The following is a 12,442-nucleotide window of genomic DNA, read 5'->3' as shown; positions in this document are numbered from 1 at the left end:
GCCAGCCTAAAAATTTATGAATGGCAGCGAGGCGACATCGGTGACGAGGCGTCGCATCCTGCGAACGAGCGTCGGTGCTGTTGGGACGCTGGGGATAGCTGGTTGCCAGTCCGGGGCCGAAGAGGCGGCGTCCGCGACTGGAGATACGCCAGCAGAGAACGAGGGAACGGCGACAGTCACCGATGAGCAGGGGACTACGACCGGGGACGCGGCGACCGCGAGCGGTTCTTACTCGGTGTCGATGGAACCGGTTGGCGAGGTCACCTTCGAGTCCGTCCCCGACCGCTGGATGACCTACTACAGCACGTACGGGGATATAGGGATTGCCCTCGGCCAGCTCGACGGCCTCGGCGGGCTGTTCTACGTCGAGAACTGGCCGACCGTCTTCTACGACTGGCTCCCTGGCGTCGACGTCTCCTTCAAGGACGTCCAGAAGATCAGTGCGAGCGACGGTATCGACCGCGAGGTATTCTACGAGATGGACTACGATATCCATCTGATGGATCCAAATATGCTGACCTGGATCGACGACAACTGGAGCGAGTCCGATGTCGAGGACGTCCGCACCGAGGTCGGCCCCTTCGTGGGCAACCACATCCGTCGTCGCGGGTACGAATGGCATGATTACCGGCCGTACTCGTTGTACGAGGCCTTCGAGACCGTGGCCGAGGTGTTTCAGGAACGCGAGCGATACGATGTCTTGCGCGAGGTTCACGATAGGCTGCTCGCCGACCTGCAGGCGGGCCTCCCGCCGGAGGACGACCGCCCTTCGGTTGGCTTCCTTTCGGTCAACTCCGACATCGAGGCCGGGACGTTCTACGCCTATCCGCTCGGAGCAGGCAACGGCAAGAAACAGTACCGGGACCTCCGTATCGACGACGCCTTCGCGGACGACATTGACGGCGCGTTCGCCGAGTGGGACTACGAACAGTTGCTGTCGGCTGACCCTGATGCACTCGTATTCCTCTATGGTTTCTCACACACGAGCGCCGAGGACTTCGAGTCCGGCGTCGAGCAGTTGCGTGACGACCCGGTCGGAAGCCAGCTAACCGCCGTCGACGAGGACCGACTCTACCGCGGCGGCACCGAGTATCAGGGCCCAATCATCAACCTCTTCCAGACGGAGGCCGCCGCAAAGCAACTGTATCCCGACCAGTTCGGCGCGTGGAATGGCCTCGGGGAACCCCTGCCCGAAGCGGAGCGCCTGTTCGACTACCAGCGCGTTGCGGACGCGATCAACGGCCGGGTCTGAGGCGAAGCGACTGGCGCTGTGTCGGGGCCTACACCTCTTCTCGAGACAGCGATGTTTGGAGCGGTTCTCTGTGCGGTTGTTTCCGACGCGCTGCCCTCACTCGTGATCTCTCCGGTCTTCTACGCTGGCTACCATGTGATACTTTGTCCGCTCGAAACCGAGCTTCTCGTAGAAGGCGTTGGCTCGGTCGTTGTCTACGTGCGGGTCGAGACTGAACTCCTCACACCCGGCGTCGTGTGCCCAGTCTCTTGGACGGTCAAACAGGTCGTCTGCTAGTCCCGTGCCGCGGTATGGTTCGCCAACGTAGATGTCACAGATGAACATTCGGTCGGGGCGGTCAAAAACACTCGGCGCTTCGTCTATTTCGGCCGCGAGATACCCGGCAAACTCACCATCGGTATCGGCAAGCGGAATCCCGTCGGTGAATCCATCGATGGCGATCCATGTCCGATATTCCGCCGAATCGAGGCGGTCGACGCGGAACGGGAGTTCCGCTGTGACGAGGTCAACATCGTCGGCGAGTGAGAACGCATCGACGGTCGCTTCGAGCTCGCGGTAGTACGGGAGCCAGAGCTCCTTGATAAAGCGACGGACAGCAGCCTCCTTTGGGGGAGTTCCACAATCTCCATACCTGTCCGGACCAGTCTCCGGCACTTATTTCTGTTACTCTCGGCGTCGACGGTGGTTGACATGATACCCATATGCTACGTACGCGTCACCTCGAATTGGTGAGGCCACAATGTCACTCGATTGAGGACGACAAACGGTACTCAAGATCTGAACCAATCTATGGGTTGGGACCGATTCACAAATTCGCTGGTTGCCGTGCGGTACCCAGTGTGTCGTTGAACCACCCTCCGTCGTAGATCTCTATGCACAGCCAAGATAGTCGTCTCACGGAGCGGATGTTCTGTATAAGTGGCTCTGTTGAAACCCTAGTTTCGACACTTCTGACGCTGAAACAGCCGTGAGGTGGCTACTGGATATAATACAAAGCTTTCTAAGAAGAACCAATCAACAATATGAATCAATCGTCGTCTTCAATTATCTCCACCACGTTGTTAAGCGGTTCCAGAGCGTGTTCCAGTTCTTTATTCAGTTCAGGGTCGTCTATATCTTCCTTGACAATCCGAATCTGTTTTATTGCTTCCCCCAGTCTGTTTAGCATTTGTGCTTGACAAATCAAACTCCAATCATAATAATGTCTGTGTTTGCTGTATTCACTATAACCGGGTCAGGAATTGTCACCTGTTAAGGGTTTCAGCAGAGCCGTATAAGTAGATGGTACAGAGGGCGAGGGTAGCCTCAGCTGCCTTCGAGACGACAGCCAGCGGATTCAGGCTCCCCTGCATATAGAACGCGTCAAGGCTGAAACCCTGAAATGCAAACAGTGCGAGAATAGTGGCAATGGCATATCCCGCAGCGACAAGAAACAGTTCTGGTCGCCAGTATCGGCTACTGTACAGGAAGATCCCTCCAAGAAATCCAAGCCCATTCAGGATGAACAGCGACCCTAATGTCTGGCTGAATCCCATGACACGTGGACCAAGTAGTAAGTGGATACCAGCAGTGGTAAGCGTAGCTACGATTGCGAGGTACCCCACCGGATGCGATGGGAGCGTAAAAAACGAGTCTTGCCGTTGTGTCGATTGAGCAACCATAATTCAGAACTGTCACCGAAATGTATTAAATCTATGTGAGTTTCCCAACAGTACGGAATCAGGCAGAACGCATATCATCGGCTACGGTACTGGTTCAACACTGGGAGCGAGAAGTTATCAATCCAGACATTTACTGGATGACTATGTAGCTGGTACCCCCCTGCAGGAAGTCGCACCGTTTACCACACGGTGGATTCCATCCCAAGGATTATAAGACGAAATCAGAGACGCTCTATGTCGGTCTTTCGGTCTCTCTGATCGCTCCTATCGAGAGACATTCGATGCATGGGAATTATTGCTTCCGGCTCGTTATCTCCTTGTTCGACTGTCCCATCAGGTTCGGAGATATTCCAGTAAATCAGCACCCAATCCAACATCAAGAGACTGGTTATACGAGGGGCCGTAATTTTCCTCCACCTATATATGCCGCTTGATCGAAAGCAGGGTATGTACTGTCAGTTGACGCCACTCGACCGTTATTCACTCCGATAGAATGAGTGGGTTGTTTCGCCGATATCTAGTCGTTTTCATCCGGTTTCTACCCTTCGCGCTGGCATTTCTCCGCGATCGGCGGCGGTTCATCCTATTTGGCTCACGACGGCAGGTCCCGGACGAGAACCATCGACAACGGGCCGAGGAGATCCGGGACACAATGCTCGAACTCGGGCCGGCATTCATCAAAGTTGGGCAGGTACTCTCGACCCGCCCCGATATCGTCCCGCCGGTCTATGCCAACGTTTTCGGAACCCTCCAAGACGAGGTTCCCGAAGGCGCGGGGGGAGATCCAAAGCACGTCATTGCCGAAGAGCTTGGCGACGAACTCGATCAGTCGACACTCGAGCCGGTCGCTGGCGGGTCGCTCGCGTACGTCTATACCGCTGCCTACCGAGGTGAGCGAATCGCGCTGAAGGTGCGGCGTCCTGAATTGAAGCCCGTGATTACGCGTGACCTTCGAGTCGTCCGGGGACTGGTTCCACTGATTCGCCCCTTCGCTACCGAGCGCCAGCAGTATTCGATCGAAAACGCGGCTGACGATTTTGAGGACATAATCCTAGACGAACTGGATTTTGATCGGGAAGCGACGGTCATGGCTGATATCAGGGAGAATTTCGACGGCGATGAGCGAGTCGTCATCCCTGCCGTCTATGAAGACCTGTGCTCGGAACGGGTACTAGCGATGGAGTATCTGACCGGACAGAAGATAACCGACAGCGACGCCTTCGACGGTATCGACATGACGCCACACGAGATGGCGACACGGATGATCAATGTGTATCTAGAGATGGGGCTCATCGACGGTGTGTTCCACGCTGATCCCCATCCGGGTAACCTCGCCGTCACAGACGACGGCCGGCTGTTGCTCTTCGATTTCGGTATGAGCGAACGCCTTCCACCCACGGTTCAGGAAGATATTATCGCGCTCTATCGGGCACTCGTCCGTCGTGACGTGGACGACTTGGTAGACGCGCTCGTCGCGCTCGATGTCCTCGAGCCACACGTCAACCGTGCCGAGGTCGGTCGGGTGCTTGAACTCGTCATCGAGAACCTCGAAGGCCGCTCAGAGATTACCTGGCGGATGATCATTACGGAATTGACGACGAACCTCCGTGCGTTCCCATTTCGAATTCCGCCGGACGTAATGTTACTCATCCGGGTTGGGACCGTCGGTGAGGGTGTCTGTCGGCAGCTTGATCCGGAGTTTGACTTTCTCACCGCTGTGCGTTCATTCCTCGTCGACCAGGGGCTCATCGAGAGCGAGCTCGACGCACTCATCGAGGAAACGCGGGCAGATATTCGCCGGTCGCTCCCCGCACTGGCACGGGTCCCGTCCCGTGTCGATAGAACGTTGGCCCGGCTTGAGCGGGGCGAACTGGTCGTCCGGACAGACCCTGTCGAAGGACGCGGAACGGGTGAGCAAAAGCTTGGATACGCGGTGATCGCCGGCGCGCTCATCGTGGCCGCAGCGGTTCTGACATTCCATGAGCGCCCGTACGAGATTCCTGCAGTTGCCGTCGCAGCCGGCTTTCTCCTCGTCTATCTCGTCGATATCGAGTCATGACTCCCAGACTCACCGGTTCCCCAGAGGAACAGAGAGCAGCCCGACCTCCAAACAACTCAAACCGAGCACGGTCCCGTAGCAACCACAGCAGACAATTGATTCGGCCCTTACACCCGAAGTTTGACACCTTGGAGGATTGAACTCTAGAGAATGGTCGAGATCATCGACTCACTCCTTCTTCGTCTCCTCGTTGCATTCGGTATTGGCGCTCTCATCGGACTGGAACGGGAACAGGCGAAATCTGGAGGAACGTTTGCGGGCAGCCGGACATTTCCACTGTTTGCCCTCGTCGGCGCAACCGTTCAGGCGTTCTTTCCTGCTCTCTTCCCCGTCACAGTCCTCGCTATTGCGATCCCTCTAACCGTCGCGTATGCCGGGAAAGTTCTGACCGAAGGGGATATCGGACTCACAACGGTGACCGCTGCGTTGCTCACTGTCCTCCTAGGCGCGTTAGCAGTGTCCTCCGAACGAGGGACGCTCTTCGCGATCATTCTCGGCGGAGTTGTCACTGTCCTTTTGTCAGCGAAGCCGACGATCCACAGGTTCGTCGACCAGATTGACGAACGGGAGCGCCGTGCTTCCCTCAAATTCATCCTCGTCGTATTGGTCGTGCTGCCAATCCTGCCTGATCGTGAACTCGATATCCTGTACGGTCTCAATCCACGGTTCATCTGGGTAATGGTCGGCTTCGTCACCGGGCTGAGCTTCGTTGCCTACATTTTGAGCCGGGCTGTCGGAGCCAAGCGGGGAATCGCCCTCACGGGAATCCTTGGCGGATTCGTTTCTTCAACCGCGACGACGGTCTCCGTGGCCGAGCGAATCAGTGAAACTCCCGATCTCTACAGGATCGGCTCGTTTTCGATTGTTGTCGCATCTATCGTCATGTTTCCGCGCGCACTTCTCGAGGTCGCTGTCGTGAACCCGGCACTCCTTCCACAGGTCGCTGTGCCGCTCGGAGTGATGACTGGTGTCGGCGTGTGTATCGCCGGCATCGTCTACTGGCAATCGACCACAGAGTCGGCGGTCGAAAGCGATCTCAAGAACCCGTTTCGACTTCGACCGGCACTGTTTTTCGGCGCTGTCTTCGCGATTGTGCTTCTAGTGTCCGAGTCCGCAAATACCTGGTTTGGCGATTCGGGGATCTATGCAACTGCGTTTCTCTCGGGGCTCGCTGACGTCGATGCAATCACGCTTACGCTGAGCACACTCGAAGCGGACGGTGAGATCTCTGCCACAGTTGCGACTACCGGTATCGTCATCGGCGCTATCGCGAATACGCTCACGAAGGCCGGCCTCGCGTGGCTACTGGGGACGGTCGAACTGGGCCGGCGAGTAACGGTCGCTCTTGGGGCCGTCGCCGCCGCTGGCATTGTTGTCGTCATCCTGTGATTCGCTACACCATCGGAGCCACATCGGCCCGAAAACCGTGCCTGAAAGCCCCTATAGACTGCGGTCACACAGCTCTGGTGTCGAGAAGGTCTCAGAATAGTATGGACGTGAGTGACGGGGTAACGAAACGTCAGGCGTCGACTTGCCGGTCAGGCTTGATCCGTGACAGCCGCATCGCGTTTCCGGTGACGCCAAGGCTCATCCCCATATCGCCGAACGAGTTCTCGGATACGCATCGTATGGAGCGGTTCGATAAAACACGTCAGCACGGGACTGGCCAGCGATGGCGAAGGTCAGAGCACGCCATCGGTATCGGATAGGCCCTGTATTTGCTAGCTCTCGGTGGCGTGTTACCCGCTGTCAGGAATTACGTCAATATGGATAGTATACTCTTGCGCTCCGTCTAACAGCGGAACCAGTGGGGTAGCTAACAGCGGAACCGGTGGGGTTACGGGCTTTTTTTCAGGAGTTCTGACAGCCCTGTTTTGATCGAACTGATGGATTGCTCTAAGTCGAATTCCTTGTACTTGCCACCGCCTTTCCCTCGGTTGTATTCCGTTGAGGACACAATTCCGAGTTGTGTGAGTTCACCGAGATAGTCGCGGACCGAACGCTCTGAAACCGGGTCCAGACCCTCCTCACGTGCTAACTCCTGATACGCACCCAGGATATCTCGTGTCCGGGCCGGTGTGTCATCTTCTTCGGCGAGTCCAGTGAGTGCATAGAGAACGAGCTGGCCGTGATCAGAGTAGTTGCGGATCCCTTCGACGACCTGGTCAGTTTGAAGCCGTTGCCGGGCTTCGCGTACGTGGTGTTCAGTTACGAGCTCATCATCATACTCCCGGGCAAGGTCACCGGCCTCAAGGAGTAGGTCCAGCGCCTGGCGGGCGTCGCCGGAGTCCTTCGCACCGTACGCAGCACACATTTCTATGACGCCGTCATCGAGGACATCATCCTGAAAGGCGACGGCCTCACGCTGTTTCAGAACGAGCTGTAGCTCATTGGCGTTGTAGGCCGAGAACGACACTTCCTTTTCACAGAGACTCGACCGGACTTTCGAGGACAACTGGTTGCGGAAATCGAGATCGTTTGAGATACCGATGACACCAAGTTTCGCTTCGGAGATGTCACCATTCGATCTGGCACGGGGAAGTTTGTACAGTAGCGAATCGTCCTCAATGTGATCGACTTCGTCGAGGACGATAAGTACCGTTCCGCCCAGATCATCAAGTGCATCGAAGAGAAATTGATACACTGAAGCCTGTGGATACCCGGTATTTGAGATTTGATTCGCTGGGTCACGGAGTGTGTTGACGATTGCGACCGCGGCCTGATAGCTCGAATTGAGTCCATCGCAGTTGACTTCGACCGTACTGAGGTCCAGTCCGTCGACATCTGCTGCATCACGTTCTAGAGCGGAGAGAAGGTATCGAGTGGCAGCCGTCTTCCCGACTCCGCTTTTCCCGTACAGAAAGATGTTTGACGGAGTTTCGTTGTTGATGACTGGCTGGAGCGCAGCGTGATACTTCTGGAGCTCCTCGTCACGTCCGACAAGCTCCTCAGGGGTCCACTCTTCAAGTAATGCCTCGCGTCGTTCGAATATTGTGGATGTCGGCGAGAACGTAATATCGCTCATTTGCATGTAGTTGTAACACGAACTGTCTTAACCTTTGGTTCCGCTGCTTCCGCTGTTCGGTTGAGTATATAAATGATCTACCCCGCCACTTCCGCTGTTAGCTGAGAACTGGAATAGCTGCCCTGCTACACCCCCACCCCACTACTTCCGCTGTTAGAGTGGAAATGGAGTGGCTACCCTACGACACACCCACCCCACTGCTTCCGCTGTTAGGACGGTGGCCGGATGGTGCGTTCTTTGAGGAGCGGGACCGGATTAACTATGAGTGGACAGGGAATGGGAGTTCAGTAACAGAGCGACACACCCACCCCACCACTTCCGCTGTTAGCTCGATAATAATGGGAGTGGGTTTGACGCAGTCCGCTGTTTTTACACTCTACATAGGTCGAGCTCCGTGGGTATTGACTCCGAGACGGTTCACTGCCACCGCTGGAACGACTTTGTTGCATGAGGCTGCTGATATCTCAGAACCTCCACCGTGAATCAACAAGACAGAGTCTACTGTATGAGAGAGGACACACCCCACTGCTTCCGCTGTTAGAACTACCACCCAGCGGTGGCCCACTCCAACTACAGCCTCAATATTTCTAGAGCTAGTGAATAACTTCAAGTGTATCGGCAAAAAACCACAACCGTAACACGTTACCACAAAATAGCAAAACACCCCCTCCCATGGGGGTGGTGCCGTCTATTTATCTCCTAACAGCGGAAGCAGTGGGGTGGGGGTGTGAAGCCACTCCAACTACAGATGCCGGGCCCAATCCATTCGAATACACTTCGGAGGCCACTCCCAGCAACCCCAGAACAGTTCGACGACGGTACATATATGCTATTGGAACAAGAGGTTGCTAAGAACATCAGTAAACCAACTGAGGGCAGGTAATGTCGAGCCACTACATCACGTCAACAGACCATCTCCCTGAGGAAGCACAGACAGAAACCACACTACAGATCACGGATGCCAAGACGAAACGCATTTTCGAGGCACGCGTTCGCATCGCCAAGGACCCTGCTGAACTCACTGATCCAGAACCGCTGACAATCGTTGCCGGGCCACACGAGAGCGTTAGCGAGACCAGATACGTCGAACTACTCGATGAGACTGATGCGACCGGTATCGATCATGAGCTAGTGGCCCATCTGGCGGCCGAACAGGAGACGGCGTCGAATATCCTTAACACCCGGTCCGACGATCTGAAGGTACTCTTGCAGTATCTCGTCGAGACTGGCGAGTATAAGTCAACGTCCGATGCGCTTCGCGAGATCGCATTCGACCACCTCGCCACAGAGCGACCGGCCCTGCTTGACGCCTACGCGGAGGTCCGTCGCGAACGTGATGACGACCCACTCATGCGTGTGCTCGAAAAACAGGAGTGATAGATGGCCGTCAATTCGCTCCGCGAGTATCTCGATTTGCTCGACACGACTGGCTGGCTTCGGTCCTTCGACCAACCGGTGTCGTGGGACCTCGAAGCAAGTGCAGCCACAATGCTTGCCAACATCCGTGACGGCCCGATTCCGGTGTTCGAGTCCATCGCAGGGATAGAGACGGAGTCGAAACTGGTTGGCGACCCGTACCGCGGCTCCCAGACTCGTCCCTGGGATCACTTCGCTCAAGCGCTGGGATTCCCAAGTGGCCTTTCAGGCCGTACATACTACGATCGAGTGATTGATCGCCTCAACGCGCCGAAAGCGCCCCAGACCGTCGCAAATCGAAGGGCACCCTGTAAAGAAACAGTGCGGACGGGCAACGAGGTCGACCTCCTCTCGTTCCCGTGGCCGTATATCCACGAGGGCGACGGGGGGCGGTACTCGAATCACCACACCATCGTCGCACCGGACCCCGACACAGAGTGGGGGACTTGGTCGAGCCATCGAATGATGATCCACAACAGCTCTCAGGCCAGTCTGTTGCTACTGGCCGGTGAGCAGGTACCCAACCGCTACTACTACGACTACGAACCGCGGGACGAACCGATGCCAGTCGCGGTCGTTATCGGTGCGGAACCCACCGTCGAGAGTACTGCAGACATGTGGATCCCGACGGGGCGGAGCGAAGCGGCCTTCGCTGGCGGCTTGAAAAACGCGCCTGTGGAGCTTGTCCAGTGCGAAACCAATGATCTGTACGTCCCGGCGACGGCCGAGCTAGTGCTTGAAGGCCACGTTCGGCCTAACGACCGCCTGGATGAGGGACCGTTCGGAGACTACTTCGGATATATGAACGGCCCGCGGCGCTCCATGCCGGTGTTTGAGGTCGATGCGATCACCCACCGCCACGAACCGCGGCTACCGTTTTGCGTCGAGGGGAGCGGTGTCGGATACGGGCAGAACTCGACCAGTACGCTTCGGCTCGTCGCAGCCGGTCCCGACGCGACTGTCGGGCTCCGAGCCGCCGGGTTCGACGTTGCGATGGCGGTCCCATGGCGATTCACCTCCCGCACTGTCTGGGTCATCGCGACGGACCGACCGTATCCGGGGTATCTCCACGAACTGGCGAACTTTATTTTCACGACGTGGGGGATGCTCCACATCGACTTCTTCGTGTTTGTCGACGCTGCTGTCGACCCGCTTGATCCACGGGCAGTCTTGACAGCTATCGCGCTTGAGGCCGATCCAGACGCCGACTTCCACCAGTTCGGCGTCGAGCGGATGCCGAAAGTCCCGCTCAACATCTACCAGACGCCCGATGAGAAGGGAAGTGCAGATGTGGGAACGTCGAAGGCGAAGACGGCCAAAGCCTACATCGACGCAACGACCGACGGTGACGCGACGGACACGACGGCGACCACAGAAACACGGAAGCGAGCTCAGGAGCGGCTGGTCGAAGCGGGACTAGACACCGCGCGGTTCGACCGGCTTGACGAGCGGGAGGGGAAATCACAGTGATACCGTTCACGCAGTACGTCCGCGGACTGGCTGGCGACGACGACCTCGCCCGACTTGACGGCCCATTCGAGGTCTCGATTGACGTGCTTGCGGCGGAGGCCCTCCGCGCAAGTGGGCCGGCGCTTCGGTTCCAGCGACCCACGGGCATAGATCTAGTTAGCGGTGTGTTTAGCGGCCCGGACCAGACACAGCACCGCGAGGCTCGGCCGTGGTCGCGACTGGCGCTCGGCCTTGGACGTGATCCGGACGCCACGCTCGTTGATCTGCTAGAGACAATCAGTGATCTCGGTCCAACCGACGGGAATCCGGAGCCGACATATGCGGGGCAGGCGGCCTCGGGAACAGCCATCGAGGTACAGGACCTGCAGCTCCCGCAGGGCGAAACCGACACGTGGCCCGCAGTGACGCTTGGTGTCGCCTCGATCTCGACCGCTGACGGCACACACTGGGCACCGGTTCACGGCTCGGTTGTCGGCGGCGACACGCCTAGAGTGCGTGTTCCGGACGCGCTGTCGTCGCTTGTTGCTGACGGGACCACGATGACGATAGCGCTCGGTGTGCCACCGGCGGCAATCACGACGGCATACCTGCTCGCTGTCACCGAGCAAACTGCCACGCCGATCCAGTCCTGTGGGGTAACTGGAACTGTCCCGCTTGTCCCGACCAACGGCGGACTTGTCCCAAGTGCGTCGGAGGTCGTCGTCGAGACAACGGTTGTGGACCGTCAACCTGACTTCCGCTCCGACCGCCGAGAAGGCTGGGAGCACGTCGTTGCGAGCGGCCCGCTCTCGCTGTCGGTCGAGCGCGTTCGCGCTACTGAAACCCCAGTTATCCCCATCTCTCCAGTCGGCCGCCCACTCGCGGATGATATCCAACTCACAGGGCTTGCGACCGCCGCAACGCTCTATCACCGGGTCAACAACTACTGGGGCATCTCGCCGGTGGAGTGGGTTATGTTACCGGCAGAGGCTGAGCTCGGTATCTGTTTCGTGGCTAGTGACGTGCTGTATGGTGGCTTCGAGTGGCAGCTTGCGAATATCCTCTTTTCGTTCTCATCGCTTTTCGACACTGTGGTTATCGTCGACAAAGACGTTCCGCCGCAGGATTTCGGCCGCGTCCTGGCCGACGTCTGGCTAAAATCTCATCCGGCTCGCGACTGGACGTTCAGCGAACCGGACGCACCGGCGGCGACACGGCCACACTATCGACGGGACAACGAAACCGGTTCGCGCCTGTACGTGAACGCGGCATGGGACCCGCGTTGGAAGGAAACGTACATCGCGCCCCGAGTCACGTTCAAGAACTCCTTCCCGGACAGCGTCCGCGAAGTGGCGCGTGTTTTGTGGGACGAACCCCACACCGGTCCCGAAGACACGACTGAAAGTGGCTCACCCTACTGAATATGTCTCTCGTATGTATATAATTTCGAGCATGTTGTAATCAGATCTGTTTTCGCCACACAAAACCCAAATAGTACCCACAAAGGAATCCGAACAATGATTAATGCAATATATTATTCCGAAAAACCAACCGGTACAGTTATACGGGAAACCGGTATT

At 57.2% G+C, this 12,442-nt stretch carries 10 protein-coding genes; 6 read left to right on the top strand and 4 right to left on the bottom strand.

The annotated features are described in order from the left end of the window. Window positions 1-16: 16 nt before the first annotated feature. Window positions 17-1,252: an ABC transporter substrate-binding protein gene (locus ACODNH_RS20850; RefSeq protein WP_434531472.1), complete on the top strand. Its 1,236-nt coding sequence runs from the start codon at window positions 17-19 to the stop codon at window positions 1,250-1,252. Window positions 1,253-1,348: 96 nt separating this feature from the next. On the opposite strand, the gene ACODNH_RS20845 is transcribed toward ACODNH_RS20850, so the two are convergent. From ACODNH_RS20845 to ACODNH_RS20835, 3 genes are all read right to left on the bottom strand, one after another. Further along, window positions 1,349-1,906: a GNAT family N-acetyltransferase gene (locus tag ACODNH_RS20845; RefSeq protein ID WP_434531471.1), complete on the bottom strand. Its 558-nt coding sequence runs from the start codon at window positions 1,904-1,906 to the stop codon at window positions 1,349-1,351. Window positions 1,907-2,279: 373 nt separating this feature from the next. Beyond that, on the bottom strand, window positions 2,280-2,420 hold the full coding sequence (locus ACODNH_RS20840; RefSeq protein ID WP_434531470.1) for a hypothetical protein: 141 nt from the start codon (window positions 2,418-2,420) through the stop codon (window positions 2,280-2,282). Window positions 2,421-2,496: 76 nt separating this feature from the next. Next, complete coding sequence (locus ACODNH_RS20835; protein WP_434531469.1) at window positions 2,497-2,913, bottom strand: DUF7475 family protein; 417 nt, start codon at window positions 2,911-2,913, stop codon at window positions 2,497-2,499. A 493-nt stretch (window positions 2,914-3,406) separates the two neighbouring features. On the opposite strand from ACODNH_RS20835, the gene ACODNH_RS20830 reads away from it, so the two are divergent. Then, window positions 3,407-4,972 (top strand): ABC1 kinase family protein, encoded by a 1,566-nt coding sequence (locus ACODNH_RS20830; RefSeq protein WP_434531468.1) that lies wholly within the window; start codon window positions 3,407-3,409, stop codon window positions 4,970-4,972. A gap of 150 nt (window positions 4,973-5,122) precedes the next feature. Further along, window positions 5,123-6,361 (top strand): MgtC/SapB family protein, encoded by a 1,239-nt coding sequence (locus ACODNH_RS20825; RefSeq protein WP_434531467.1) that lies wholly within the window; start codon window positions 5,123-5,125, stop codon window positions 6,359-6,361. A gap of 448 nt (window positions 6,362-6,809) precedes the next feature. Here the strand turns inward: ACODNH_RS20825 and ACODNH_RS20820 are convergent, their stop codons facing one another. Beyond that, complete coding sequence (locus tag ACODNH_RS20820) at window positions 6,810-7,997, bottom strand: orc1/cdc6 family replication initiation protein (RefSeq protein WP_306711683.1); 1,188 nt, start codon at window positions 7,995-7,997, stop codon at window positions 6,810-6,812. Between the two features lie 882 nt (window positions 7,998-8,879). Here ACODNH_RS20820 and ACODNH_RS20815 point away from each other — a divergent pair. Genes ACODNH_RS20815 through ACODNH_RS20805 form a run of 3 tightly spaced genes read left to right on the top strand, consistent with a single transcriptional unit; the run spans window position 8,880 to window position 12,283 of the window. Next, on the top strand, window positions 8,880-9,374 hold the full coding sequence (locus ACODNH_RS20815; RefSeq protein WP_434531466.1) for a ubiD operon protein: 495 nt from the start codon (window positions 8,880-8,882) through the stop codon (window positions 9,372-9,374). A 3-nt stretch (window positions 9,375-9,377) separates the two neighbouring features. Next, window positions 9,378-10,883 carry a UbiD family decarboxylase gene (locus ACODNH_RS20810; protein ID WP_434531465.1) on the top strand — a complete coding sequence of 502 codons (1,506 nt, stop codon included), beginning with the start codon at window positions 9,378-9,380 and terminating at the stop codon, window positions 10,881-10,883. Next, window positions 10,880-12,283, top strand: coding sequence for a prenyl carboxy-lyase (locus tag ACODNH_RS20805; RefSeq protein WP_434531464.1), 1,404 nt, complete (start codon window positions 10,880-10,882; stop codon window positions 12,281-12,283). Before ACODNH_RS20810 ends, ACODNH_RS20805 begins: the two co-directional genes overlap by 4 nt. Window positions 12,284-12,442: the final 159 nt, after the last annotated feature.

Source organism: Haloarcula sp. NS06 (assembly GCF_051122755.1).
Lineage (GTDB): Archaea > Halobacteriota > Halobacteria > Halobacteriales > Haloarculaceae > Haloarcula.
The sequence above is the reverse complement of the archived record's forward strand: the minus strand, read 5'-3'. Positions and strand labels throughout refer to the sequence as shown.